The following is a 23,593-nucleotide window of genomic DNA, read 5'->3' on the forward strand; positions in this document are numbered from 1 at the left end:
GGGCGCCCGCTCACTCCGGGAGGAAGAGCATGCGCAGAGTCGTCACCGCGGCTTTGATCGTCCCCCTCGTCACGGCGGTCGCGCCCGCGTCCGCCGACCCGCAGCAGCACCGAGATCTCACCGCCTACGTCAACCCGTTCGCCGGTGCGAAAGCCGGCGACACGCCCGAGACCAACACCTACGCCGGCGACACGTTCCCCGGCGCCGACGTCCCGTTCGGCATGGTGCAGTGGAGCCCCGACACGCCCCTGCAGCCCAAGCCGCCCGCCGGGCAGGGCCGGTACTACGCCCGCGACCGCGACGGCGGCTACGCCTGGGAAGAAAACCGCCTCCGCGGCTTCAGCCTCACCCACTTCAACGGCGCCGGATGCGGCGGCGCGGCCGGGGACGTCCCGTTCCTGCCCTTCGCCGGGGACATCTCGACGTCGCCGGCCGTCGACGCGTCGAAGTACTTCCCCACCGTCAGCCACACCAGCGAATCCGCGTCCCCCGGCTACTACAAGGTGACCACCGATTCCGGCGTCACGACCGAGCTGACCGCGACCCAGCACTCCGGCTTGGGCCGCTTCACGTTCCCGGAGAACTCGCCCGCGACCCTCCTCATCGACGTCGCCGAGTCCGCGATGGGCAGCGACGACGCGGCCGTGACCGTCGACCCGGCGCGGCGAACCGTCGAAGGCTGGGTCTCCAGCGGTCACTTCTGCCGCGGCCCCAACACGTACAAGGTCTTCTTCACCGCCACCTTCGACCAGCCGTTCAAGACGTCCGGGACCTGGCAGAACGCCACCGTGACACCCGGTGGCACGACCGCGCGGGGCGGCAACCTCAGCAAGGACACCTGGGACAAGCAGGTCGTCACGGTCGACGGCGGCTCGGGCGCCTATCTCACGTTCGACCCCGCGAAGCCGGTACAGGTCCGCGTCGGTTTGTCCTATGTAGACACCGTCGGCGCCCGGCTGAACGTCGCCGCCGAGCAACACGGCGACACCTTCGAGGGAATCCGGAACGACGCCCGCCGGTCCTGGGACGACCGGCTGCGCCAGATCACCGTCGAAGGCGGCACGGACGCGGCGACCAGGACCTTCTACACCGCGCTCTACCACACGCTGCTGCAGCCGAACGTCTTTTCCGATGTGGACGGTCGATACGCGGGCTTCGACAAGGCGATCCACCGCGCCAAGCCGGGTCACGCGCAGTACGCCAACTTCTCCGGCTGGGACACCTACCGCGACGAGGTCCAGCTGCTGTCGATGCTCGCCCCGCACGAGGCCGCCGACATGGCGCAGTCGATGCTCAACCAGGCCGACCAGGCGGGCGGGATCTGGGACCGCTGGTCGCAGAACAACGACTTCATGGGCGTGATGGGCGGCGACCCGTACCACTCGATCATCGCCAGCACGTACGCCTTCGGGGCCACGGACTTCGACGCCGCGCACGCGCTGAAGTCCATGGTCACCGGCGCGACGCGCGTCCAGCAGGCCGGTGAACGCGCCCTCGAGCGGCCTGGCCTGTCCGACTACCTGGCGCTCGGCTACCACCCCAACAACGTCTCCGACATGCTCGAGGAGACGACGGCCGACTTCGGCATCGCGCAGCTGGCCCGGCGGCTGGGCGACGACCCGGTCTACCACCGGTTCATGAGCCGCGCGCAGAACTGGGAGAACGTCTACAACCCGGCCACCGGCTACCTGCAGACCCGGATGCGCGACGGCCAGTTCCTCTCGCCGTTCGATCCCGCGCAGTACCAGGAAATGCGCTACCAGGAAGGGAACGCGGCGCAGTACACGTGGATGGTGCCGTACGACGTGCGGGGCCTGTTCGACGCGATGGGCGGTGACGACGCCGTCAAGAAGCGTCTCGACTTCTTCTTCACGAAGCTGAACAGCGACGCCAGCTCGCCGTACGCGTTCATGTCGAACGAGCCGTCGTTCGAGGTGCCGTGGGAGTACGCCTACGCGGGCGCGCCGTCGAAGACGCAGGACATCGTGCGCCGCTCGGCGGAGCTGCTGTTCAAGCCCACCGAAGACGGCCTGCCCGGCAACGACGACCTCGGCGCGACGTCGGCGTGGTACGTCTTCGCCGCGCTCGGCATGTACCCGGAGGCGCCCGGCCGCGCCGAGCTGGTGCTGGCCAGCCCGATGTTCCCGAAGATCACGCTGACGCGGGCGACCGGGCAGCGGATCACGATCACCGCGCCCGGCGCGTCCAGCTCGGTGAAGTACGTGAAGAGCCTGCAGGTGAACGGTCGCCCGAGCACGAAGCCGTGGCTGCCGGAGTCGTTCGCGGTCAACGGCGGACGCCTCGACTTCACGCTCGGCACGTCGCCGACGTCGTGGGGTTCGGGTGGTTCCGACGCCCCGCCGTCGTTCCGCGACGGCGAGGTGCCGGTACGCGGGCGGGTCGGCCCGGGCCGGATCTTGGTCGCTCCGGGTGCTTCGCCGGCCTCCGCAACGGTGATCGCCGAAGGCATCACCGGCGCCGGAACGGTGTCGTGGCAGGTGAAGCCACCGGCGGGGATCACCGTGACGCCGTCGAGCGGGACGCTCACCGTGGGCGCGCACGGCTCGGCGACCCAGCAGGTGCAGGTGACCGCCGCGGCCGGGACGCCGGACGCGTACACGAGCGTGCCGGTGACGTTCAGCGGTCAGCCGCTGCCCGCGTACCTGCCGGTGACGGTCGGCACGCCGGGGACGCTGCACGCGGCGAACACGAACGTCGGCGTCACGGACGACAAGCTCGTCCAGTACGGCGACTTCGGCGAGACGGACCTCTACCCGGGCGGATTCGTGTTCTCCTACTCGGCGCAGGGTTTCGCGTCGCACGGGATCACGCCGGGCGCGACGGTGACGGCGAACGGGCAGCAGTTCCGCTGGCCGTCGAGCCCGACCGGCTCGCCGGACAACGTGATCGCGGCGGGGCAAACGCTTGCGGTCTCCGCGCCGGCGGGCGCGACGAAGCTGTCGTTCCTCGGCGCGGCGACCGGCGCGGACGCCAAGGGAACCGTGACGGTCACCTACACCGACGGCTCGACGCAGCACGGTTCACTTGGTTTGTCGGAGTGGCTTCTGAAAGGCGGCGCGGAGACACCGCAGTTCGGCAACACGGTGGTCGCGAAGGTGCCGTACGTGAACTCGGCGTTCCCGCGGTACATGTTCCGGCTCCAGCGGCCGTACACGTCGTACCTGTTCGCGACGGCCCCGATCGCTCTCGATCCGGCGAAGCAGGTTCGCAGCATCACGCTGCCGATGTCGACCGGTTCAGGCGCGGCGCACGTCTTCACCTACGCGGTGAGCTGACCGGCCTGCCCGGGTCGTGCGCGTCACGACCCGGGCAGCAGGCCGACGGCGCCGCGGGCCACCTGCGCCCAGGCCAGCCGGCCGAAGAGGTAGTGGCACGCCACCTGCTCACTGGTGAACCGCGCCCAGTCGTAGCGGTTGCCCTGCTCGCGCCAGAACACCTCCCACGCGTCGTCCTCGCCCTGCATCAGGCACCACGCGTTGTCGACTTCGGCGCCCAGCGAGACGACTTCCGGCGGCACGCCCAGCACGCCGAGCCAGCGCTGGATCGACTGGGTGTTCATCAATCCTCTTCCCCCTTGGCCTCGGCGAGGTAGCCGAGTGTCACGAGTTCGTCGGCCGCCAGCAGCGCACGGTACCGGGTGCCGCCGCCGACCTGGCCGAACCAGTTCGCCGTCTCCGAGCGCCACATCGGCACCGCGCGCACCACGACGTACCGGCGGTACTCGGCGTCCAGCATCCCCGGCGGCAGCGAGCGCTCCGCGAAGGGCGTTCCGTCGGCGAAGAAGATCCGCCCGTAGGCCGGGCCGAAGCGGTCGAGGACCGTGTCGGCCGGCACCATCACCGGCTCGGCCGGGTCGAGGCCGCCCTCCGGGTACTGCTCGCCCGGCGGCCACGCGTACTCCGGCCCGAGCTCGCTGTGCCCGACGACGAACCGGCGGATCCACACCGCCTGCGTCGCCCGCGCGTACGGGACGTAGCCCTCGGTCAGGTGCGGCGGCACCGGCCGCGGTGGCGCGGTCGGCGACCGGCGGAAACCCGCGGTGACGTTGGTGAGGGCCTGGTCGTCGAAGATCAGCCGGGCGTCCGGGTGGTCGTTCGGCGGGAAGCCGTCCGGGTCAGGGGGCAGCGGGAGCTGCCGCGCCGGCTTGTCCATCGCCACCGGCAGGTGCCCGATGGGGAACATGTGCACCAGGAACAGCGCGACAACGCTTTCCCGCTCGGTGCGCGGCGAGCCGAGCGGCGGCAGCGGCGCGGGCGAGATCGGCGGCGGCGGGGCGGCGGGCATCGGCGGCGCCGGGGGCAGCGGAAACGGGGGGAGCAGCGGCGACACCGCGTGCGGCCACGCGGCCGGGTTGCCCGAGGGCGGGGTCGGCGCGTCCTCGTACCCGGGCAGCCGTACCGGCCCGGTGTCGAGGTCGGCCTCGACCGGTTCGGAGCCCGCCTCGGAAGGCTCGGTCACACCCATCCTCCGGCTCGGTCGGTGCCCGCGGGCACACGCAGTTCGACGCGGCCGCGGCCGGTCCTCCTTGATACCGCACCCCGTCCCCGGGGGCGCGGCGAGGTCAGCTCAGCGCGTTGACCACACGGGACGGGCTCGGGCGGCCGAGCTGTCCCGCCATCCAGGCGCTGGCCGCCACCAGCGTGTCCAGGTCGACGCCGGTGGCCACCCCGAGGCCGTCCAGCATCCACACCAGGTCCTCGGTGGCCAGGTTTCCCGTGGCCGACTCGGCGTACGGGCAGCCGCCGAGCCCGCCGGCCGAAGAGTCCACTGTCGACACTCCACATCGGAGCGCTGCCAGCGTGTTGGCGAGAGCCTGGCCGTAGGTGTCGTGGAAGTGCACGGCCAAAGTACCGGCATCGCCGAACAACCCGATCAGGTTCTCGACCTGGCCCGCGGTCGCGACGCCGATGGTGTCGCCCAGCGACAGCTGCGAGCAGCCCATGTCCAGCAGGCGGCGGCCCGCGTCGGCGACCTGCTTGGCCGGCACGGCGCCCTCCCACGGGTCGCCGAAGCACATCGAGAGGTAGCCGCGCACGTCGAGGCCCGCTTCCCGCGCCCGCGTGACGACCGGCTCGAACATCGCGAACTGCTCGTCCAGCGACGAGTTGAGGTTCTTGCGCGCGAACGTCTCCGTCGCGCTGGCGAAGATCGCGATGTGCTCGACGCCCGCGTCGAGGGCCCGGTTCAGGCCCTTCTCGTTCGGCACCAGCACGGGGTACCGCACGCCTTCGCGGCGGTCCAGGCCGGCCAGCAGCTGCTCGGCGTCGGCCAGCTGCGGCACCCACTTCGGGTGCACGAAGCTGGTCGCCTCCAGCGTGGTCAGGCCGGCGCCCGCGAGCCGGTCGAGGAACTCCAGCTTGACCTCGACCGGGACGATCGTCTTTTCGTTCTGCAGCCCGTCCCGCGGGCCGACCTCCCAGATCGTGACCCGCTCCGGCAGCTCACCCGGGGACGGGACCCGCTCGGGCAGGCCCAGTTCGCGCGTGCCCATCAGCGGTGCCGGTCGCCGCGCGGCGGGCGGCCGCCCTGGGGTGGTAGCGGCTCGGTCTGCTGGGGGCCGGGCCGGTAGTCGTCGTACGGGTTGTCGTTGACCTCGCGGTAGATCACCGTGTGCACCTTCTCCACGTGCGGGATGTCCTCGAACCGCAGCGGCTCGTCCGACGCCGACTCGATGATCAGCGTGCCGCAGCCGAAGACGCGGTCGAGCAGGCCGTGCTCGAACTGGACGCTGTTGATCCGCCCCATCGGGATGTCGATGCCGGTGCGCTTCAGCACGCCTTCGCGGGCGATGAGCCGGTCGGTGGTGACGATGAAGTGGGTGGTCCGCCAGCGCACGAACGGCGCCAGGAACAGCCACACGACCAGCACCAGCGCGACGACCCCGATGGCGATCAGCCCGACCGAGTTCCACGGCGAGGACGCGTCCTTCGCCAGTATCGCCAGCCAGGTGCCCGCGCCGAGGGTGACCAGCAGTGCGAGCGTCGGGAAGATCAGCATCTTGAAGTGCGGGTGACTGTGCACCACGACGTGCTCTTGCTCGCTGAGCAAATCGTCCGGATAAGCCACGGCGGACGCTCCCAAGGTCGGTGCGGCGGTGTCGCCTCACCGTACCGGCGAGACGCCTGGCCGGTGAGTGCAACGCCCCGAAGAATCAGGCCGGGCGGACGTGCACCACGTCACCCGCGAACACGGTGTGCCGCTGCCCGCCCGCCAGGTCGACCTGCAGCTGGCCGGCGGCGTCGATGTCGGCCGCGCGGCCGGTGAGCGACGTGCCGTCCGGCAGCTGCACCTCGACGTCCTGGCCGAGGGTCGAGCAGTGGGCGCGGTAGTCGCCGAGCAGGCCGGCTTCGGTGAGGTCGCCGCCCGCCAGGCGCCAGCGGCGCTCCCGCTCGTCGAGCTCGGTGAGCAGCGCGATCGCGACGTCGGTGCGGTCGGTGTTCGTGGCGCCGCGCTCGGCGAGCGACGTCGCGGGCAGCCCGCCCGGGCCCGGCTGGACGTCGCCGAGAGGCAGGACGTTGAGGCCGATGCCGAGCACGATCGACGGCGGGTTCCCGGCGACGGCCTCGGCCAGGATCCCGGCGCACTTGGCCCCGCCGGCGAGGACGTCGTTGGGCCACTTGAGCGAGGCGTCCACGCCGACGCCCGCCGCGGCCGCCCGCACGGCGAGCCCGGCGACGACGGAGAGCGACCCGAGTGCGGTGAACGGGACGTCCGGCCGCAGCGCCACGCTGAGGTACAGGCCACCCTTCGGCGAGCTCCACGTCCGGGCCCGCCGGCCCACCCCGGCAGTCTGCTCCTCGGCCAGCAGAACGGTCCGGTCGGCAGTCCCGTTTCCGAGGGCTTCGCGCAGGTCGGCGTTGGTGGAGCCGGTGCGCTCGACGACGTCGATCTTCGCGTACCGATCCGTGAGCGCCGCGGTGAGCCGGGCAGCGTCGATCTCAGTCATGTGTCCACCATATGGGAGTCCCCCTAACGTGCAAGCCGCTCAGTCGTTCACACAGAGGTGCGCTCTTCTAAGTTGGAACCTGTGACGCCGAAGCCGAGGACGTGGGCCCGCGGGGCGGCCCTGCGCGGCCTCGTCGCGCTGCCGCTCGTCGCCGGGCTCGTCACGGCGGGCTGGCTGCTGGCCGACCGCGCGCCGGAGCCCGCGCCGGCTCCGGCCCCGCTGCCGGTGGTGCGTGAGGCGGCGTCGGGCCCGTCGGTCCTCGAAGTCAGCGCACCCGTGAAGGCGCAGGAGCCGGGCCAGGGCGCGTCCGGCCAGGGTGGCAAGTCGCCGCTGCAGCAGTGGGCCGAGCAGCTGTCCGGCCCCCTCGACATCCCCGCGGACGCGCTGATCGGCTACGCGAACGGCGAGCTGACGCTGCGGAGCGAAGACCCGTCGTGCCACCTCTCGTGGGTGACCCTCGCCGGTGTCGGCGCGGCGGCGTCCGACCACGGCCGCGCCGGCGGCAACGCCCTGGGACTGACGGCGGCGCAGGCGAAGAAGTACGGCACCGACGCACCGGTCGCGGCCGGGCGCGCGCTGTGCGCGGGCGGTACGGACCTGGGCGCCGGGCCGGGCTGGTGGAAGGCGATCGCGGCGTACCACCCGGGCAGCGACACCGAGCTGTTCCGCCAGCGCGTCCTGGGCATGGCCCAGCTCTACGCGACGCTCTCCCTTGACCCGGCGTCGGCGGGTTCGCCGCGAGTCCGCGCGACCCGGTTCGCGCTGGGCCAGCTGGGCCTGCCCTACGTCTGGGGCGGCAACGGCCCGGACGCGGGCGCGGCGGGTTTCGACTGCTCGGGCCTGACGAAGGCGTCCTACGACAGCGCGGGCGTGTCCCTGCCTCGGACGGCGGACAGCCAGTTCCGCGCGATCCCGCCGGTGCCGCCGTCCCAGGAGCCGCGCCTGGGCGACCTGGTGTTCTACGGCAACCCGGCGACCCGCATCCACCACGTCGGCCTGTACCTGGGCAACGGCTTGATGATCAACGCGCCGACCGAGGGCCAGGCGATCCAGATCCACACGTACCACTCGAAGGGCGACGACTACGCGGGCGCGGGCCGCCCGGCCTGAGGCCCCGGGCGCGCCAGCCCGGACTCGAAGGCGAACACGACCAGCTGCGCGCGATCCCGGGCCCGCAGTTTGGTCATGGCCCGGTTGACGTGGGTCTTCGCGGTCAGCGGGCTGATCACCATCCTCGCCGCGATCTCGTCGTTGGACAGGCCACGCGCGACCAGCGCGACCGCCTCGCGCTCGCGATTGGTCAGCTCCGCGAGCCCGGCCCCGGGCACGGGCGGCTGCGTCACGTACCGGTCGATCAGCTTGCGGGTGATCGACGGCGCGAGCAGCGCGTCGCCCCGGGCGGCGACCCGCACGGCGTGCAGGAAGTCCTCCGGCCGGATGTCCTTGACCAGGAAGCCCGCGGCGCCGGCGCGCAGGGCGTCGAAGACGTACTCGTCGAAGCCGTAGTTGGTCAGGATGACGACGTGCACGGCGGCCAAGGCGGGGTCGGCGGCGATGCGGCGGGTCGCCTCGAGGCCGTCGACGCCCGGCATGCGGACGTCGAGGAGCGCGACGTCCGGCAGGTGCCGTGCCGCGAGCGTCACGGCTTCACCACCGTCGGCGGCTTCGGCCACCACCTCGATGCCGGGCTCGGCGTCGAGGAGGGCGCGGAACCCGCTGCGGATGAGCGGCTGGTCGTCGGCCAGCAGGACGCGGATCATGCCGGGCGGTCCACGGGCAGCTCGGCCCGGACGCTGAACCCGCCTTCGCGGCGCGGCCCGGCGCGGAGCCGGCCGCCGAGCGCCGTGACGCGCTCGCGCATCCCGGTCAGGCCGACGCCCGGCACACCGTCCACAGTGGCCGCGCCGTCGTCGTCGACGCGGATGACCAGCGTGCCGGGCCGGCGGTCGATCCGGACCGACGCGGTCGCCGCGGCGGCGTGCCGGGCGACGTTGGTCAGCGACTCCTGCACGATCCGGTACGCGGTCCGGCTGACCGCCGCCGGCACGTCGTCGCAACGGCCTTCGATCGTCAGCCGCGCGTCGAGCCCACCGGCGCGAGCCCGGTCGACGAGATCCGGGACGTCGTCGAGCCCGTGCGGCGGGACGGGGTCGTCGTCGCGCAGCGCCTCCAGCGTCGCGCGCAGTTCCCGGGCCGCGTCGCGGCCGGCGTCCCGGATCGCCAGCAGGGCGTCGGGCACGTCCTCGCCCCGCTTGCGGGCCAGGTGGACGGCCACTTCGGCCTGCAGCTTGATGACGGAGATCTGGTGGGTGAGCGAGTCGTGCAGCTCCCGCGCGATGTGCAGCCGCTCCTCGCCGGCCCGCCGCCGCGCGGTCTCCTCCCGGGTCCGTTCGGCCTCGTCGGCGCGGCGCTCGGCCTGGCGCAGCGCCTCCCCGGCGGCGCCGGCGGCGACCAGCCACGCCAGCTGGAGGACGTCGCGGGCCTGCGTGAACGCCTGACCCGCGTCGTGCGCGCCCGCGGCGAAGATCGCGACCGGCACCGCGCCGAGCATGAGGACCGAAGCGACCAGCGCGGCGACCCAGTGGCCCGCCCGGACGGCGGCGTACACCGCGAACAGGTACGCGACGACGGGCACCTCGAACCCGATGGCCTGGTAGGCCAGCGCGCACACCGCGGTCACCGCCAGCACGACGATCGGCGCCCGGCGGCGCGCGACCAGTGCCAGGCCGCCGGCCACCAGGAGCGCGTACCCCAGCGGGTCGAGGGCCGTGGGCCCGTGCTGCCCGGAGAGCCCGGCGACCAGCAGGACCGCCGCCACCCCGGCGGCGAGCACCCCGTCCACGACCCGCATCCCCGCACCCTAACCGGACATCCGGGACGGCGAATCCGGCCCGAAGAGCATTCGCGGCCTACTGCGCCCGTGGTAGGTCCGCGGTTCCTGCGGCGGCCGCGGCAGCCCGAAGTGCCCGCGGCCGCACGACGACGGACGACGGATCCGGCGGACATGCTCACCGGAACATCGAAGAGAGGGGTACGCAATGTCCGTTGCCGCCGCTGTGAGCAGTTATGCCTTGACGCCGGGACGCGTGTGGTCCGTGGTGGCCGCGATCGTGGGACTGGCCGGCGTCGTCGCGGGCGGGCTGGCCCTGGCCTGCGGCCGGGGAGCCGTGGCCGCGCTGGCCGCGGGACTGGCCGGCGCGGCCGGTGGCGGCGTCGTCGTGGCCGCGGCCAAGGGCGGCCCCGGAACCGGTTACGGGATCGTCGGCGGCTACGCGGCGCTGGTGATCGGCGTGGTCGCCGCCGCGCTGGGCGGGCTGGCACTGGCTCGCGCGCGCGATTTTGTCGGTGGTCGCCGCTAGCGTCGGCGGCATGTACGAAGTCGACTTCGTCGAGTTCCCGTCCACATCGGCCACCGCGTCCGGCGAGTTCTTCGCGCGCGCGTTCGGCCGACAGGTGACGCCGTACGGCCCGGACTACACCGACGTCCGGGCCGCGGGCCTCACGTTCGGCTTCCGGGCGGACGCGGCCGAGCAGCCCGGCGCGCCCCTGGTCACGATCCGCACGGACGACCTGGCGGCCGCGCGCACAGCGGTGGAAGCGGCGGGCGGCGAGGTGACGGCGGAACCGTTCGCCTTCCCCGGCGGGCGGCACTTCCACTTCCGCGAACCCGGCGGGAGCGAACTCGCCGTGTGGTGCCCGGAGTAGCCGTCCGTTTTCCGCCGGTGGCGAGTCCCGGGATCGGCGACGGTGATCGTCATGACCACCGATCCCGTCTCCGTCCTCGAAGGCATGTATGCCGCGGAAGCCGCCTACACGGGCGACTTCACGCCGCTGGCGCCGTTCTTCGCTCCGGACGTCGTCCTGCACCAGGCCGAGGGCCTGCCCTACGGCGGTGTCTGGCGCGGCCACGCCGGCATCGAGGCGTTCTTCGCCGCCATGAGCCGCACCTGGGACGTCTTCGAACTGGTGAAGCAGCAGTTCCTCGCCACGGCGTCGCCGCTCGTCGTGCTGACCGACATGCACGTGCGGTCCCGCGCGACCGGCCGCGAGCTGGACTTCCCGATCCTGCAGACGATCACGGTGACGGCCGGCCGGATCACCGAAGTCCGCCCGTTCTACTGGGACACGGCGGCGATCACGGCCGTCTGCTCGACGTAACGGTTGCTGATGCCATCCCCCAGGTCGGCAGGGGGCAGCACGGCCATCGGTCACCTCTGGTCGCCGGGATCCGTCGAGGGTGCGACGGTGGGCGCGAGCGAAAGGTGACCGATGGACGTGCTGGCCGAGGAGTTCGAAGCCGAACGCGGCAGGTTGCGCGGGCTCGCCTTCCGGATGCTCGGCTCGGCGGCCGAAGCGGACGACGCCGTGCAGGAGGCCTGGCTGCGGCTGACCCGCGCCGGCTCGGTCGACAACCTGGCGGCGTGGTTGACGACCGTCGTCTCCCGCGTCTGCCTGGACATCTTGCGTTCGCGGAAAAGCCGTCGCGAAGAGCCGTCCGACGTCGTGCCCGAGCCGGCGGCCGACGCCGATCCGGCCGGTGACGTGGAGCTGGCCGATTCGGTGGGGCGCGCGCTCCTCGTGGTGCTCGACGCGCTGGGCCCGGCCGAGCGGATCGCGTTCGTGCTGCACGACCTGTTCGCGGTGCCGTTCGACCGGATCGCGCCGGTGCTGGACCGCAGCCCGGTGGCGGCGAAGAAGCTCGCGAGCCGCGCCCGGCACCGGGTCCGCGGCACGTCTCCGCTGCCCCCGGCCGATCTAGCGCGCCATCGCCGGGTGGTCGACGCGTTCCTGGCCGCGGCCCGCGGCGGCGACCTCGAGCAGCTCCTGGACGTGCTGGCGCCGGACGTCGTCCGCCACGCCGACGCGGCCGCGCTGCCGGCCGGCGCCGCGCTGGAGAGACGCGGGGCGCGTGCCGTGGCCGAGGAGACCCAGGTGTTCGGGAAACGGGCACGCTTCGCCGAAGCGGCTCTGGTGGACGGCGCGGTCGGCGTCGTCGTGGCCCCGCGCGGGCGGCTGCAGCTCGCGCTCGCGGTGACGGTCGACGGCGAGCGGGTGACGGCGTACGAGGTGATCGCCGACCCCGCCCGCCTCGCCGCGCTCCACGTCACGCTCCTCGGGCGACCCGGTACGACAGGTGCGTGACGCCGTCGCCTTCGATGACCTGCGGGCCGGTCAGCCGGATGGTGGTGTCGAGGTGGTCGAAGAACCGCACGCCGGCGCCGAGCAGGACGGGGACGAGGTCGACCTGGATGCCGTCGAGCAGGCCGAGGTTCAGGCACTGCTGGGCGACGGTCGTGCTGGCGACGGCGACGTTCTTCTCGCCGGCGACCTTCTTGGCCTGCTCGACGGCGCTTTCGAGGCCGTCGGTGACGAAGGTGAACGGCGCGTCCGGGTGCGGCCAGTCGGCGGGGGCTTCGTGGGTGACGACGAAGACCGGCACGCCCATCGGGTGCGTTCCGCCCCAGCCCTGGGTGAGGTCGAACAGGCGGCGGCCGGTGACCAGCGCGCCGACGTTGTCCATCGCGTCGCGCAGCATCTTCGCGCTGGCCGCTGAGGTCTTGAAGGTGGCCCATTCGACTGCGGTGGGCACCTCGACGTCGCCGCTGCCGAACCACCCGAAAAGGTGGTCGATGCGGTCCTCCGGGTCGGCGACGAAGCCATCGAGGGACATGGACATGTTGGCGATGACGTCGGCCATTTCTAGCTCCTTTTTCGCTGGTCAGAGGCGGTTTGCCTCGCTGAGGGAAGTCTTCCGCGGTTCACCGCCCGGAAGATCTGCCACCTGGCCGACATCCGGCCGCGGGGTGGCCGATGCCTTGACAGCCACCGGTCGCATCGCCACCATGAACATATGTTCATGAACGCGCGTTCATGAGGAAGGGATGGAGATGCCCACGATCGTCAACACGGCGCAGGCCGAGGCGTGGAACGGCTACGAAGGGGAGCACTGGGCATCGCACGCCGACCGCTATGACGCGGTGAACAGCGGGTTCAACGACTACGTGCTCGATCACGTCCGGCCGGAAGACCGGGTGCTCGACATCGGTTGCGGCAACGGCCAGCTGACGCGCCTGGCGGCAGCGCGAGCCCGGTCGGCGACCGGCGTCGACCTGTCCGGTCCGATGCTGGCGACGGCACGCGAGCGGGCGGCGGAGGTGCCGAACGTGAGGTTCGAGCAAGGTGACGCGCAGGTCCACCCGTTCCCGGAAGGCGGGTTCGACGTGGCGCTCAGCCGGTTCGGGGTGATGTTCTTCGCGGACCCGGTGGCGGCATTCGCCAATGTTCGCCGCGCTCTGAGCCCAGGCGGCAGGCTGGCGTTCCTGTGCATGACGGCACTGGCGGGCACGGACCTCGGCCGGGTGTTCGGCGCGATGGCGGCGTACCTGCCCCAGCCGACGGGCCCGGACGGCAGCGGCCCGACATCGTTCGCGAACCCGGACCGCACGAAGGCGGTGCTGACGGAAGCGGGCTTCGAGGAGGTGGAGTGCACGCGAGTGGAAGCGGACCAGATATGGGGCCGAGACGTCCCGGACGCGGCCGGGTTCATCAGCAACTGGGGCCCGGTCCGCCACCACCTGTCGATGGTCGACAACGCAACGGCAGCCAAGGCGACGGAAGCCCTGACGGAGGCATTGCGACGATTCGCCACCCCAGAGGCGGTCCGCCTACGCGGCACAGCATGGCTGGTCACGGCCACTCGCCCGTGACGCAGCGATCCCGCGCCGAGACCGCCCCCAGGCCGAGGCCGACAACGCAACCTCGGCGCGGCAGAGCCTGACCGCCGGTCGATGCCCCCGGAATCCCTACATCGGACCAACCAACCCCGGGCTTGACCCAACCCTGGGCAGCCCGCGGCCGACCGCCCAACTACCCCGAGCCAGACCGAAGCCGCCCGGCCGACAACGGGCAACCCGACTGAAGCCACCGACCCGACCGCCCGTCCGCCTAGGACGCGACCCTCGGCCGACCACCCGACCACACCCGACCCCACCCACGCCCGCGGCCAACCACCTGACCACAAACCAACCCAAGCCCGCGACCGAACCACCCGGCTATGCCCGCCCCAATCCAAGCCCGCGCCCGACCACCCGACCACACCCAAACCAACCCAAGCCCGCGCTCGACCATCCGACCCCACCCAAACCGACCGCAGTCCGCAGCCGATCTGCCCGGCACGGCGTGGCTGGTCACCGAAAGGAGAAGATGAGGCCCTTACGATGGCGGTGATGTCACCGAGAAAAGCCGCGGCCCAGCGGGACGGCCAGTCCCTGCACGACCTGCTGGTCGAGACCGCCCAGAAGATGATCGCCACGCACGGGACCACCGGGATGACCGTGCGGGAGATCGCGCGCATGGCCGGCGTCGCCGACGGCGTGCTCTACAACCACTTCTCCGACAAGGAGGAGCTGGTCGCCAGGGCCCTGCTGGAGCACGTGCGCACGACCGAAGCCGAGCTGGGCGAGCTGCCGGTGGCGGGCGAAGGCACCGTGGCGGGAAACCTCCGCCGGCACCTGGAGTTCGGCCTCGCCCTGCACAAGGTGATCGTCCCGGCGTTCAGCGGCCTGGTCGGGCAGCCGAAGGTGCTGCAGCGGTTCGCCGAGATCAGCGAACGCTCGGGCTACTGGCGCGACCGCCTGCTCGCCTACCTCAAGGAAGAGCGCGAGCTGGGGCGGCTGCGTCCGGAGTCCGAAGTGGACGCGACCGCGGCCATGCTGGTCGGCTACTGCCACGCCTCGGTGCTGGCGGCGGTCTTCCCGCACACCAGCCCGCTGGACCCGCCGACGGTCGACTCGGTGGTGAACGCCGTCCTACACGGCGTCGCCCCCTAAGGGGAACACCGTCCTTTGTGGAGTAGTCGACACCAAGCCCGCCGTCCGCCACGAAGAAAGGCAAAGACCGCCCGGCCGATGCCCGATACCCTCGCGGTATGGACGACGTCGAGGTCCGTGAGCTGCGGTACTTCCGCGCGGTCGCCGAAGAGCTGAACTTCTCCCGCGCCGCCGAGCGGCTCGGGATGGCGCAGCCGCCGCTGTCCCGCGCGATCCGGTTGCTGGAGCGGCGGCTCGGTGCCCAGCTCTTCGAACGCACCAGCCGGCACGTCGCCCTGACACCGGCCGGAGAGGTGCTGTTCACGGAGTCGGCCAAGGCGCTGGACGCGGTCGCGACAGCGGTCCGGCGCACCCGGCGGGCAGCGCAGCAGCCACCGGCGCTGGTGGTCACCGTGCGGCCCGGCGTGGCGGCCGGACTGCTGCGGCGGATCGCCGACGGGCACCCGGACCCGGTCGAGATCCGGATCAGCGGGTTCGGCGAGCAGCCGGCCATGCTGCGTGACGGCCGTGCCGACGTGGCGTTGCTGGGCTGCCCGGGCGACCACGGCGACCTGGACGTCGAGGTGCTTTTCACCGAGCCGCGGGTGGCAGCGCTGCCGTCAGGGCACGAGCTGGCCGGCCGGTCGGCGCTGAGCTGCGCGGACTTCGCCGGACGGCCGACACCGTCCTGGCCGGAAGCGTCAGCAGCGGACCGCGCGTACTGGTCGGGCCAGGACGCGACGGGCGGTCCCGTGACGCCGGGCCCGCAGGTGCACGACAGCGCCGAGCTGCTGCAAGCAGTGGCCCGCGGACAGGCGATCGCACTGCTGCCGGCATCGGTGGCGGAGTGCGACCAGCGAGCGGACGTCGTCTACCGCCCGGTGGTGGACGCAACACGGTACGCGCTGGCCCTGGCCTGGCCGGCGGCCGCACGAGACCTGCGAATCGCGCGCTTCGTCCGGACGGCGATCGAGTTCAGCGAAGCACGACCTCGACCAAGCGCTGTTCCGGCGGGCTGACCGACCGCACGACCGGCGGCACGCGGACGTCGTCGGCTTCGAACGCGGCCCGCAGCCGTCCGGGATCGGCGTCCGTCATCAGTTCGGCCAGTTCGTCGGCGCGGGCGAGGGTGGCCGCGGACAGTACGGCGTCGTCGTTCAGCGCGCCCCACAGATCCCACAGCAGCATCTCGTGCTTGTTCAGGGCGGCGAGGTCGAGCACGAGGTTGTGCCACGCGTACGGCAGGCCGCGCAGGAACGGCACTTCCAGATCCGGTGCGACCGCCAGCCGGGCCGGGTCGAGGTCGCCCGCGCGGGCGGCCGTCCACGCGTCCGCGCCGACCAGGAACCGGTCACGCGGGACGTCGAGGACGTCGAACTCGCGGAAGTCCGCCGGCAGCTGGGGATCGACCAGGTGCCAGCCGTCGGCGGACCGGACCTCGGCGACGACGTGGTCGAGGTACCACCCCGGCACCAGGTAGTTCGCGAAGCCGACTCTGACGCGCGCCGGAATTCCGTGGTGCCGCGCCATCGACACGAGCAACAGCGTGAAGTCGCGGCAACAGCCGACGACCCGGTCGAGTGTCGCGCGCGGTTCGCCGGGTGGCGCCGGGTCGAGTTCACGCAGGCGCGCGAACAGGTCCGCCGCGTAGCGCAGGTCGATCTCTTCACGGCGGGCGGCCGGGAAACCGTGCTTCGTGATGTCGCCCTGGGCCCAGAAGTGGAACACGAGGTGCGACGCGGCCTCGCGCATGGCGGCGAGGTCGCGGGGCACGGCGTCGAGCCACGGCGTCAGCGTGCCCGGGTCGCTGAAGCGGCTGTGGCGCGCATACCAGTCCATGGCCTCCACACTAGGAAAATTCAGCCCGCCTGCGCCGCCAGTTCGCCGCGGAACGTCGAGCGGTACGCACTAGGCGACACCCCGAGCGCGGCCTGGAAATGCTGGCGCAGGGACGCCGCCGTGCCGAAGCCCGCTTCGGCCGCGACGCGGTCCACCGGCAGGTCGGACTCCTCCAGCAGCTGGCGGGCGCGCTCGATGCGTTGCTGCGTCAGCCATTGCAGGGCCGAGATGCCGACCTCCTCGCGGAAGCGGCGGGTGAACGTCCGCGTGCTCATCGACTCGCGGGCGGCCAGCTCGCGCAGGGTCAGCGGGCGGTGCAGGTTCTCCAGCGCCCACGCCCGCGCCGCCTTGGTCGACGATGTGCGGGGTTCGGGCACCGGCCGCCGGACGAACTGGGCCTGGCCGCCTTCGCGGTGCGGGGACACCACCGTGCCGCGGGCGACTTCGTTGGCGACCGCCGCGCCGTGGTCGCGGCGGATCATGTGCAGCACCAGGTCGATCCCCGACGCCACGCCCGCCGAGGTCAGGACGTTGCCGTCGTCGGTGTAGAGCACGCACGGGTCCACGTCGACCTCCGGGAACCGGCTCTGCAGCTCGTCCGCGGAACGCCAGTGGGTGGTCGCGCGGCGGCCGTCGAGCAGACCGGCCGCGGCGAGCACGAACGCGCCCGTGCAGATCGACGCGATCCGCGCGTCCGGCCGGATCCGCTCCAGCGCCGCCGCGAGCGACGGGGTCAGCACGCGCGCCATCGGCTCGTACTCGACGAGCGACGCCGGGACGATCACCGTGTCGGCCTCGGCCAGCACCTCCGGCCCGCGCTCGACCGGGATGGTGACGTCGGAGTCGGTGCGCACCGGGCCCGGTTCGAGGGTGCACGTGACGACCTCGTACAACCGCTCCCCCGACGCCGAGCGCGCCTGCCCGAAGAGCCGGTGGACGATGCCCAGCTCCATCACGAGCATGCCGTGACGAACCAGCACGGCGACGTGGTGACGGTCCGGGTGCGCGAATTCGGCCATGGCCCGATTCTTGCACATGATGGCCATCAGGCCGCTCGATCGAGCCCGCCGCGCGCGTGATCATCGAGGTCATGAACGTGTTGTGGGTTTTCGCGCATCCCGAACCGCGCTCGCTGAACGGCGCCCTTCGCGACGCCGGGGTCCGGACGCTCGAGGAGCTGGGTCACGACGTCCGGCAGTCGGACCTGTACGCGATGAAGTGGAATCCGGTGGTCGACGCGGCCGACTTCGGCGCCGAGGCGGGCGACGAGCGGCTGATCGTCGGGGCGACGTCCGCGCGGGCGCGCGAACGAGGCGAGCTGAGCCCGGACATCGTGGCGGAGCAGGAAAAGCTCGACTGGGCGGACGCGGTGGTCGTGCAGTTCCCGCTGTGGTGGTACGGCCTGCCGGCAATCCTGAAGGGCTGGTTCGACCGGGTGCTGGTGAAGGGTTTCGGCTACGGCATCCGCACGGCGGACGGCCGCACCGCGCGCTACGGCGAGGGCCGGCTCGCGGGCAAGCGCGCGATGGCGGTGCTCACCACGGGCGCCCGCGAGCCGGCGATGGGCCCGCGCGGAGTGAACGGCGCTCTGGACGAAGTCCTGTGGCCGCTGCAGCACGGAACGTTGTTCTACACGGGCATGACGGTCCTGCCACCGCTGGCGATCCACGGCGCCGACCGGCTGCCGGAGGAGCAGTTCACCGACGCGCGGGAGCGGCTGCGCGAACGCCTGCGGACACTGGAAACGACGGACCCGATCCCGTTCCGCCCCCAGAACGGCGGTGACTACGACGACGACCTGGTGCTGCGCCCGGACCGGGCCGCGGGCGAAACGGGACTGGGAATTCACCTGACGCGCGCGAACTGAGCGCCCGCAAGAGCGGCACGAGCAGGGCCTGGCAGCGGGCGGGCACCGCTCGCGCGAAACGCATGAGCACACGCCGCACGGGGAGCTGGCGGGCACCGCCCGCGCGAGCAGCACGAGCACGCCGCACGGGGGTGGCGGCCGGCGCGAACAGCGCACCGCGAGTCGCGTGGTGCCCGGCAAGCCGCCACCCCACCCGCCTCTCTCAAGCAGGCAATGTCAGCCGCTGGCCCAAGCCGCCGTCCACCGGGAGGTCTGCGCCCGTTGTGTACGTTGCCTCGAACGCCAAGAACAGCACTGCCGCTGCCACCTCCTGCACCGTCGCGTGCCTCCTCAGCGGCGTGATCTCGTCGCCCGCCGCCTTGAACGACGCCAGCACCTCCGGCGGCACACCCGTCACCCCCATCGTCGGCGTGTCCGTATACCCCGGGCTCACCACATTGACCCGGATTCCGCGTGGGGCCAGCTCCGCCGCGTACGTCAGGGCGAACGACCGGACCGCCGCCTTCGCCGCCGAATACGGGCCCATTCCCGCGATTCCCGCGCCCGCCGCCACCGATGTCGTGAACACGAACGATCCGCCCGGTCGCACCAGGCCCGCCAGCCGCTGGGCCGTGAAATACGCGCCCTTCGTGTTGACGTCGAACGTCCGGTCGTAGATCTCCGGTGTCGTCTCCTGGTACGGCGTCAACGTCGCGAACCCCACGTTGATGAACACGAGGTCCAGCTCGCCCAGCCTGTCCGCCGCGACCGCCGCCAGCTCGTCGATGTCGGACAGCCGGGACGCGTCCGACGACAGCGCGTGCGCCTTGCCCGGCAGGCTCAGCCCCGCGACGTCGCGGCCCGTCAGCAGCACCTCCGCGCCGCCGTCCAGCAGCGCCCGCACCACCGCCAGTCCCATTCCGTGCGTGCCGCCCGTGACGACCGCCTTCTTCCCCGCGTACTTCACCGGATCTCCTCGATGACGCTCGCGATCGCGTGCGAACCGTGACCCGCCGCCACCGCCCGGTCGAACAGCTCCTTCACCGCCGATGGCACCGACGTCCCGATGCCCCGCTCGCGGCTCGTCTCCACCAGCAGCCCGAGGCCCGCCGCGTTGATGTCCAAAGCGGACACGTCCGTCGCGTAGTCGCCGCTCGCCACCTGCTCCCCGATGCCCGGCAGGAACCCGCTGACCGCCGAGAGCCACGACAACGCCATCGGCGTGAACGTCGACGGCGTGACGCCCTCGGTGCCGACCAACGCCAGCGCGTGCAGGTAGCCCGCCATCGTCGACCACATGATCCCCAGCAACGCCAGGTCGTGCAGCGCCGGCAGGCCGGCGTCCTCGCCGAGGAAAACCGGCTCCCCCAGCACCGACAGCACCTCGCGCTGCGCGTCGAACGCCGCGCGCGAACCGCCGTACAGGATCCGGGACTGCGGAGTCCCGATTCCTTGCGGCACGGCCATGATCACGCCGTCCACGTACTCGATGCCCTCGGCCGAAGCCCACGAAGCGACCTCGCGAGCCTGCGCGGGTGTTCCGGAAGTGAGGTTTACCAGCACTTTCGGCGACGCGGCGGCCAGCACCGGCCGCTGAGCGTCGTATGTGGACAGACAGCTGATGACGACTTCGGCCGAGGCCGCTTCTTCCGGCGTGGCCGCGAGCCGCGCGCCGCGGTCGAGCAGCGGGCCCGCCTTGAGCGGCGATCGGTTCCACACCACGACGTCGTGGCCCGCCTCCAGCAGCGCCCCCGCGAGGGCGGCACCCATGCGCCCGAGGCCGAGCACGCCCACCTGTTTCCTGCTTTCTCCCATGCCGATCATGCTGCGGGGGCGCTTTACGATGGACAAGTACCGACTAATAAGTCAGGTACCCACCAAAACGTAAGGATCCTGGATGCTGGCGAGAAGTTACCGCTGCGGACTGGACGCGGCCATCGACGTGATCGGCGGCCGCTGGAAGGCACTGATCCTGTGGGCGCTGCACGCCGAGCCGCTGCGGTTCGGCGAGCTGAAGCGGAAGGTCGCGGGCATCAGCGAAAAGATGCTGATCCAGGCGCTGCGGGAGCTGGAGGCGGACGAAATCGTGCACCGCGAGGTGTTCCACGAGGTCCCGCCGAGGGTCGAGTACTCGCTGACCGGCTTGGGTCAGCGGCTGAACACGGCGTTGCTGCCGCTGGGCGACTGGGGCGAGGAAAACATGACCGGCATCGCGAAGCGCCGCGGCGTCACGCCCGCGCCACGGCACACGGCTTGAGCGTGACCGCGTTGCGAGGGCGACGACACGGTCCGGGGCACCCGGACCGTGCGCCGCCTGATCGCGGAAGGCGTCCTTACGCGCTGACGAGGTCAGCACCGGCGAAGAACGTCGAAGCCGCCGACATCGCTTCGGCGTCCAGGAGCACGTCGCCAGGGCGGCTGCCGTTGCCCAGGAGCACGCCGCCCCAGTTCATGCTCAGGTACTCCGCACACAGCTCCAGCGTGCCGATCAACGGCTGGGCTTCCCGCGCCGTCTCGCTCAGCACGCTCACGCCCCACAACGTCTTGCCGCGCATCTTCGCCTTGAACTCCACGGGCAGCCGCATCCAGCCGGACCAGTAGTCCAGGTAGAGCTTCACGCTCGCCGATACCGAGTACCAGTACACCGGCGACACCACGACGATGTCGGTCGCGGCGAACGTCGCGTCCATCAGCAGCTGCTCGTTCGGCCCCGGCGCCGGGTGGTCGCCGGCGCCGTGCCGGCGGTCCTCGAACGGCGGCAACGGCACCTCGGGCAGCCGGATCCACCGCTGCTCGGCGCCGGCCGGCAGTTCCTTCGCCGCCCGCCGGGCCAGCATCTCCGTGTTGCCGCCGGCCCGCGCCGCGCCGACCAGGAAGAGGAAGTTCCGCGTCATGAGCAAGTCCCCTCAAGTATTTGCATGTACATATAAATACTGGCCCTGGACTATCCTGGCGTCAAGAGGAGGGCGGGAAGATGACCGTCGACGAACAGTCCTGGGGCCGCATGCTCGTGCTGCACGCGCGCATCGAGCAGGAGCTGAGCAAGGCCCTGCAACGGCGGCACGGGCTCGGGCTGTCCGAGTACCGCGCGCTCGGCAAGCTGGTCGCGGGCCCGCGCGGTGGCCTGCGGATGCAGGAGCTCGCGGAGGCGATCGGGCTCAACCAGAGTTCGGTGAGCCGGATGTGCGCGCGGCTCGAAGACGCCGGCCTGACCATCCGCGACCTGTGCGAAGACGACCGGCGCGGCGTCTACTCGGTGATCACCGACGCCGGCCGCAAGCGCTACGCAGAGACCGAGCCGACGTACTGCGCCGTACTGCGGACGGCACTCGACAAGGCCGCGAGCGACCCCGAACTGGCCGCCGCGGTCGCGGCCGTCCGCGGCGCTTGACCGCTATATGCCTCAGTGGTTATATACAGCCATGTCCGCGAAACTGCTCACCGACGAGGAACGTCCCGCGCTCCGGCTGGAACGCCGGCTGAAGCACCCGCCAGAGCAGGTCTGGCGCGCCATCACCGACCCGGCGGAACTCGAGCACTGGTTCCCGGCGAAGGTCGACGTCGAGCTGCGTGCCGGTGGTGCCATCCACTTCACCTTCCCCGGCGAAGACACCTCGACGACCGGCCGGGTCGTCACGGTCGACCCGCCGCGCGAGTTCACCTTCGTGTGGAACGACGACACCCTGCGCTGGCTCATCACCCCGGACGGCGACGGCAGCCTCCTGGAGTTCACGCACACCTTCGGCCGCGGCGAACCGGCGATCGCGAAGCTGGCCGCGGGCCGCACCGCCGCCGGCTGGGACGTCTGCCTCGACGCCCTCGACGCGCGGCTGTCCGGGCGCGACGCCGAACAGCCCGGAGACTGGCACGCCCGCATGGCGTCCTATGTGGACGAATTCGGCCTCGGTTACGGGGAAGTGCTCGAAGACGGCACGATCCGCTTCCGCCGTGACCTCGTCCGGAAGCCCGTGGACGAGGTCCGCGCGCTGCTGCCCGACGAGCCCGGCTGGCACGTGACGCAGGACCCGCTCGACGGCACCCGCGTCGAGTTCACCGAACCACAGGAACCCGACGTGCCCGCCCAGCTGGCCCGGCGGCACGAGCAGCTCGACAAGCTGTTCGCCGCCACCCACGGCGTCGACCTCCCGGACTGGACGCCCGAACACGTCGAGGCCGTGAAGAAGCACTACGCGCAACATCCGACCCAGGGTTGACGTGCGGCGGCGCGCTCCGCATCACGTTCGGCTCAGTCGTGTGCTGCGGCGGCGCCGACCGATGGGCCGGTGCTGGTGATCACGGCGCACGAATGCGGCCTGGTGCGGCCTACATCGCGCGGGTGAACGGAGCGAAGCGGAGGGAGGCGTCGCCCGGAAGCGTGCGGCCGCCGAGGACCAAGCGCGGCGCGGGAGCGCCCGGGACGAGCCCCCGCTCGCGGACCCACGCGATGAGCCCGGGGAACCGGAAGTCCGGGTCCACCCGGACCTCGCCCGGCACCGTCCGCGCCACCCCGCGGATCAGCGCCTTCGCCGCGTCCTCGGAGTGGGCGACGACCGGGCCGATGACCGTCACGTGCCCGATGTCCGTCCCGAACGCGAAGCCGCCGTCCACCACGAACGGCGTCCCCAGCCGCTCCAGCAGCGGGCGCCGGTCGACGCCGTGGGCCCGCCGGTCCAGCTCGAAGACGCCGGACCCCGGCTCGGCGCCCGGGCCGCCGTCGTCGGCGAACGTCCCGGCGTGTCCCTGGCAGCCGCCGTCCGCGACGAAGCCCATCGACTCGTACAGCGGCCGTCCGGACGTCGACGCGTGCAGCCAGACCACCCGGTCGCCCGCGGCCGAGACGGCGTGCGCGGTGATGGCCCGGCCGAGCCCCCGCCGCTCGTACCGGGGCGCGACCAGGACCATCGAAATCGACGCCACCGAGCCGAACGCCACCAGGGCGGCGGTGGCGGCCAGCCCGTCGCCGTCCGGGGCGTCCACCCCGAACACCTGCCCGACGTCGTGCAGCAGCCGCCACTTCGGCGGCTCCCGCGGCCACGACCGGGACTCGGCCAGGCCGGAGCAGGCGGGCAGGTCGGCGGCCGTCAAGGTCCGGATCTCCATGGACGTTGCCTACGCCACACGCGAAGTGACCGA

At 72.1% G+C, this 23,593-nt stretch carries 27 protein-coding genes; 13 read left to right on the forward strand and 14 right to left on the reverse strand.

Translation table 11 applies throughout. The annotated features are described in order from the left end of the window. Positions 1-29 precede the first annotated feature (29 nt). Positions 30-3,296 carry a GH92 family glycosyl hydrolase gene (locus BT341_RS01385; protein WP_072474533.1) on the forward strand — a complete coding sequence of 1,089 codons (3,267 nt, stop codon included), beginning with the start codon at positions 30-32 and terminating at the stop codon, positions 3,294-3,296. A gap of 23 nt (positions 3,297-3,319) precedes the next feature. Here the strand turns inward: BT341_RS01385 and BT341_RS01390 are convergent, their stop codons facing one another. From BT341_RS01390 to BT341_RS01410, 5 genes are all read right to left on the reverse strand, one after another. Beyond that, a complete protein-coding gene (locus BT341_RS01390) occupies positions 3,320-3,580 on the reverse strand; it encodes a hypothetical protein (RefSeq protein ID WP_072474534.1) in 261 nt (86 codons plus the stop codon). After that, entirely contained in the window at positions 3,580-4,479 is a 900-nt protein-coding gene (locus tag BT341_RS01395; protein WP_072481723.1) for a TNT domain-containing protein, read from the reverse strand. Before BT341_RS01395 ends, BT341_RS01390 begins: the two co-directional genes overlap by 1 nt. A gap of 103 nt (positions 4,480-4,582) precedes the next feature. Continuing rightward, positions 4,583-5,512, reverse strand: a complete 930-nt coding sequence (locus BT341_RS01400) for a hydroxymethylglutaryl-CoA lyase (protein WP_072474535.1) — start codon at positions 5,510-5,512, stop codon at positions 4,583-4,585. Next, complete coding sequence (locus tag BT341_RS01405) at positions 5,512-6,087, reverse strand: PH domain-containing protein (protein ID WP_072474536.1); 576 nt, start codon at positions 6,085-6,087, stop codon at positions 5,512-5,514. The genes BT341_RS01400 and BT341_RS01405 overlap by 1 nt, the downstream gene beginning before the upstream one ends. A gap of 85 nt (positions 6,088-6,172) precedes the next feature. After that, positions 6,173-6,967, reverse strand: a complete 795-nt coding sequence (locus tag BT341_RS01410; RefSeq protein ID WP_072474537.1) for a biotin--[acetyl-CoA-carboxylase] ligase — start codon at positions 6,965-6,967, stop codon at positions 6,173-6,175. 72 nt (positions 6,968-7,039) lie between these two features. On the opposite strand from BT341_RS01410, the gene BT341_RS01415 reads away from it, so the two are divergent. After that, on the forward strand, positions 7,040-8,077 hold the full coding sequence (locus tag BT341_RS01415; RefSeq protein ID WP_425426264.1) for a C40 family peptidase: 1,038 nt from the start codon (positions 7,040-7,042) through the stop codon (positions 8,075-8,077). On the opposite strand, the gene BT341_RS01420 is transcribed toward BT341_RS01415, so the two are convergent. Together BT341_RS01420 and BT341_RS01425 are read right to left on the reverse strand one after the other, a co-directional pair. Further along, positions 8,050-8,727, reverse strand: coding sequence for a response regulator (locus tag BT341_RS01420; protein WP_072474539.1), 678 nt, complete (start codon positions 8,725-8,727; stop codon positions 8,050-8,052). The two genes, BT341_RS01415 and BT341_RS01420, sit on opposite strands and share 28 nt — an antisense overlap. Continuing rightward, on the reverse strand, positions 8,724-9,818 hold the full coding sequence (locus BT341_RS01425; RefSeq protein WP_072474540.1) for a sensor histidine kinase: 1,095 nt from the start codon (positions 9,816-9,818) through the stop codon (positions 8,724-8,726). Before BT341_RS01425 ends, BT341_RS01420 begins: the two co-directional genes overlap by 4 nt. 187 nt (positions 9,819-10,005) lie before the next feature. Here BT341_RS01425 and BT341_RS01430 point away from each other — a divergent pair, with 187 nt between their 5' ends. The 4 genes from BT341_RS01430 to BT341_RS01445 all read left to right on the forward strand — a co-directional run bounded on the left by BT341_RS01430 (position 10,006) and on the right by BT341_RS01445 (position 12,109). Further along, positions 10,006-10,326, forward strand: coding sequence for a DUF6223 family protein (locus BT341_RS01430; protein WP_072474541.1), 321 nt, complete (start codon positions 10,006-10,008; stop codon positions 10,324-10,326). Between the two features lie 10 nt (positions 10,327-10,336). Continuing rightward, positions 10,337-10,672 carry a VOC family protein gene (locus BT341_RS01435; protein WP_072481724.1) on the forward strand — a complete coding sequence of 112 codons (336 nt, stop codon included), beginning with the start codon at positions 10,337-10,339 and terminating at the stop codon, positions 10,670-10,672. Positions 10,673-10,723: 51 nt separating this feature from the next. After that, entirely contained in the window at positions 10,724-11,125 is a 402-nt protein-coding gene (locus tag BT341_RS01440; RefSeq protein WP_143168454.1) for a nuclear transport factor 2 family protein, read from the forward strand. A gap of 111 nt (positions 11,126-11,236) precedes the next feature. Beyond that, positions 11,237-12,109 (forward strand): sigma-70 family RNA polymerase sigma factor, encoded by an 873-nt coding sequence (locus BT341_RS01445; protein WP_072474542.1) that lies wholly within the window; start codon positions 11,237-11,239, stop codon positions 12,107-12,109. On the opposite strand, the gene BT341_RS01450 is transcribed toward BT341_RS01445, so the two are convergent. Beyond that, on the reverse strand, positions 12,072-12,665 hold the full coding sequence (locus BT341_RS01450; protein WP_072474543.1) for a dihydrofolate reductase family protein: 594 nt from the start codon (positions 12,663-12,665) through the stop codon (positions 12,072-12,074). The two genes, BT341_RS01445 and BT341_RS01450, sit on opposite strands and share 38 nt — an antisense overlap. A 190-nt stretch (positions 12,666-12,855) precedes the next feature. Here BT341_RS01450 and BT341_RS01455 point away from each other — a divergent pair, with 190 nt between their 5' ends. The 3 genes from BT341_RS01455 to BT341_RS01465 all read left to right on the forward strand — a co-directional run bounded on the left by BT341_RS01455 (position 12,856) and on the right by BT341_RS01465 (position 15,794). Then, a complete protein-coding gene (locus BT341_RS01455) occupies positions 12,856-13,674 on the forward strand; it encodes a class I SAM-dependent methyltransferase (protein WP_072481726.1) in 819 nt (272 codons plus the stop codon). Positions 13,675-14,184: 510 nt separating this feature from the next. Beyond that, entirely contained in the window at positions 14,185-14,796 is a 612-nt protein-coding gene (locus BT341_RS01460; RefSeq protein ID WP_072474544.1) for a TetR/AcrR family transcriptional regulator, read from the forward strand. Positions 14,797-14,894: 98 nt separating this feature from the next. Continuing rightward, positions 14,895-15,794, forward strand: coding sequence for a LysR family transcriptional regulator (locus tag BT341_RS01465; protein WP_072474545.1), 900 nt, complete (start codon positions 14,895-14,897; stop codon positions 15,792-15,794). Here BT341_RS01465 and BT341_RS01470 read toward each other — a convergent pair. Both BT341_RS01470 and BT341_RS01475 read right to left on the reverse strand, forming a co-directional pair. Beyond that, positions 15,751-16,614 carry a transglutaminase-like domain-containing protein gene (locus tag BT341_RS01470; RefSeq protein ID WP_072474546.1) on the reverse strand — a complete coding sequence of 288 codons (864 nt, stop codon included), beginning with the start codon at positions 16,612-16,614 and terminating at the stop codon, positions 15,751-15,753. The two genes, BT341_RS01465 and BT341_RS01470, sit on opposite strands and share 44 nt — an antisense overlap. 20 nt (positions 16,615-16,634) lie before the next feature. Then, complete coding sequence (locus tag BT341_RS01475) at positions 16,635-17,633, reverse strand: GlxA family transcriptional regulator (RefSeq protein WP_084743169.1); 999 nt, start codon at positions 17,631-17,633, stop codon at positions 16,635-16,637. A 71-nt stretch (positions 17,634-17,704) separates the two neighbouring features. On the opposite strand from BT341_RS01475, the gene BT341_RS01480 reads away from it, so the two are divergent. Then, positions 17,705-18,481, forward strand: a complete 777-nt coding sequence (locus BT341_RS01480; RefSeq protein WP_072481727.1) for an NAD(P)H-dependent oxidoreductase — start codon at positions 17,705-17,707, stop codon at positions 18,479-18,481. A 202-nt stretch (positions 18,482-18,683) separates the two neighbouring features. On the opposite strand, the gene BT341_RS01485 is transcribed toward BT341_RS01480, so the two are convergent. After that, a complete protein-coding gene (locus BT341_RS01485; RefSeq protein WP_072474548.1) occupies positions 18,684-19,427 on the reverse strand; it encodes an SDR family NAD(P)-dependent oxidoreductase in 744 nt (247 codons plus the stop codon). Next, complete coding sequence (locus BT341_RS01490) at positions 19,424-20,284, reverse strand: NAD(P)-dependent oxidoreductase (RefSeq protein WP_177328715.1); 861 nt, start codon at positions 20,282-20,284, stop codon at positions 19,424-19,426. The genes BT341_RS01485 and BT341_RS01490 overlap by 4 nt, the downstream gene beginning before the upstream one ends. Before the next feature lie 73 nt (positions 20,285-20,357). On the opposite strand from BT341_RS01490, the gene BT341_RS01495 reads away from it, so the two are divergent. Further along, the gene (locus BT341_RS01495; protein WP_177328716.1) at positions 20,358-20,717 is read left to right on the forward strand and encodes a winged helix-turn-helix transcriptional regulator; all 360 of its coding nucleotides are present in this window, start codon (positions 20,358-20,360) and stop codon (positions 20,715-20,717) included. Between the two features lie 76 nt (positions 20,718-20,793). On the opposite strand, the gene BT341_RS01500 is transcribed toward BT341_RS01495, so the two are convergent. Then, a complete protein-coding gene (locus BT341_RS01500) occupies positions 20,794-21,354 on the reverse strand; it encodes a flavodoxin family protein (protein WP_072474549.1) in 561 nt (186 codons plus the stop codon). A gap of 80 nt (positions 21,355-21,434) precedes the next feature. On the opposite strand from BT341_RS01500, the gene BT341_RS01505 reads away from it, so the two are divergent. Together BT341_RS01505 and BT341_RS01510 are read left to right on the forward strand one after the other, a co-directional pair. Then, entirely contained in the window at positions 21,435-21,851 is a 417-nt protein-coding gene (locus BT341_RS01505; protein ID WP_072474550.1) for a MarR family winged helix-turn-helix transcriptional regulator, read from the forward strand. 31 nt (positions 21,852-21,882) lie between these two features. Continuing rightward, positions 21,883-22,674: an SRPBCC family protein gene (locus BT341_RS01510; RefSeq protein ID WP_072474551.1), complete on the forward strand. Its 792-nt coding sequence runs from the start codon at positions 21,883-21,885 to the stop codon at positions 22,672-22,674. 109 nt (positions 22,675-22,783) lie between these two features. Here the strand turns inward: BT341_RS01510 and BT341_RS01515 are convergent, their stop codons facing one another. Beyond that, positions 22,784-23,560 carry a GNAT family N-acetyltransferase gene (locus tag BT341_RS01515; protein WP_072474552.1) on the reverse strand — a complete coding sequence of 259 codons (777 nt, stop codon included), beginning with the start codon at positions 23,558-23,560 and terminating at the stop codon, positions 22,784-22,786. Between the last annotated feature and the right edge of the window lie 33 nt (positions 23,561-23,593).

This window comes from Amycolatopsis australiensis, from assembly GCF_900119165.1.
GTDB lineage: Bacteria > Actinomycetota > Actinomycetes > Mycobacteriales > Pseudonocardiaceae > Amycolatopsis > Amycolatopsis australiensis.

Bases quoted from the DNA above. Each gene is read 5' to 3' on its own strand.
- BT341_RS01420 (WP_072474539.1), bottom strand. From the start codon at position 8,727: ATGATCCGCGTCCTGCTGGCCGACGACCAGCCGCTCATCCGCAGCGGG.
- BT341_RS01455 (WP_072481726.1), top strand. From the start codon at position 12,856: ATGCCCACGATCGTCAACACGGCGCAGGCCGAGGCGTGGAACGGCTAC.
- BT341_RS01465 (WP_072474545.1), top strand. From the start codon at position 14,895: ATGGACGACGTCGAGGTCCGTGAGCTGCGGTACTTCCGCGCGGTCGCC.
- BT341_RS01410 (WP_072474537.1), bottom strand. From the start codon at position 6,967: ATGACTGAGATCGACGCTGCCCGGCTCACCGCGGCGCTCACGGATCGG.
- BT341_RS01400 (WP_072474535.1), bottom strand. From the start codon at position 5,512: ATGGGCACGCGCGAACTGGGCCTGCCCGAGCGGGTCCCGTCCCCGGGT.
- BT341_RS01440 (WP_143168454.1), top strand. From the start codon at position 10,724: ATGACCACCGATCCCGTCTCCGTCCTCGAAGGCATGTATGCCGCGGAA.
- BT341_RS01445 (WP_072474542.1), top strand. From the start codon at position 11,237: ATGGACGTGCTGGCCGAGGAGTTCGAAGCCGAACGCGGCAGGTTGCGC.
- BT341_RS01470 (WP_072474546.1), bottom strand. From the start codon at position 16,614: ATGGACTGGTATGCGCGCCACAGCCGCTTCAGCGACCCGGGCACGCTG.
- BT341_RS01390 (WP_072474534.1), bottom strand. From the start codon at position 3,580: ATGAACACCCAGTCGATCCAGCGCTGGCTCGGCGTGCTGGGCGTGCCG.
- BT341_RS01490 (WP_177328715.1), bottom strand. From the start codon at position 20,284: ATGATCGGCATGGGAGAAAGCAGGAAACAGGTGGGCGTGCTCGGCCTC.
- BT341_RS01430 (WP_072474541.1), top strand. From the start codon at position 10,006: ATGTCCGTTGCCGCCGCTGTGAGCAGTTATGCCTTGACGCCGGGACGC.
- BT341_RS01435 (WP_072481724.1), top strand. From the start codon at position 10,337: ATGTACGAAGTCGACTTCGTCGAGTTCCCGTCCACATCGGCCACCGCG.
- BT341_RS01495 (WP_177328716.1), top strand. From the start codon at position 20,358: ATGCTGGCGAGAAGTTACCGCTGCGGACTGGACGCGGCCATCGACGTG.
- BT341_RS01450 (WP_072474543.1), bottom strand. From the start codon at position 12,665: ATGGCCGACGTCATCGCCAACATGTCCATGTCCCTCGATGGCTTCGTC.
- BT341_RS01385 (WP_072474533.1), top strand. From the start codon at position 30: ATGCGCAGAGTCGTCACCGCGGCTTTGATCGTCCCCCTCGTCACGGCG.
- BT341_RS01515 (WP_072474552.1), bottom strand. From the start codon at position 23,560: ATGGAGATCCGGACCTTGACGGCCGCCGACCTGCCCGCCTGCTCCGGC.
- BT341_RS01510 (WP_072474551.1), top strand. From the start codon at position 21,883: ATGTCCGCGAAACTGCTCACCGACGAGGAACGTCCCGCGCTCCGGCTG.
- BT341_RS01480 (WP_072481727.1), top strand. From the start codon at position 17,705: ATGAACGTGTTGTGGGTTTTCGCGCATCCCGAACCGCGCTCGCTGAAC.
- BT341_RS01425 (WP_072474540.1), bottom strand. From the start codon at position 9,818: ATGCGGGTCGTGGACGGGGTGCTCGCCGCCGGGGTGGCGGCGGTCCTG.
- BT341_RS01500 (WP_072474549.1), bottom strand. From the start codon at position 21,354: ATGACGCGGAACTTCCTCTTCCTGGTCGGCGCGGCGCGGGCCGGCGGC.
- BT341_RS01475 (WP_084743169.1), bottom strand. From the start codon at position 17,633: ATGGCCGAATTCGCGCACCCGGACCGTCACCACGTCGCCGTGCTGGTT.
- BT341_RS01505 (WP_072474550.1), top strand. From the start codon at position 21,435: ATGACCGTCGACGAACAGTCCTGGGGCCGCATGCTCGTGCTGCACGCG.
- BT341_RS01460 (WP_072474544.1), top strand. From the start codon at position 14,185: ATGGCGGTGATGTCACCGAGAAAAGCCGCGGCCCAGCGGGACGGCCAG.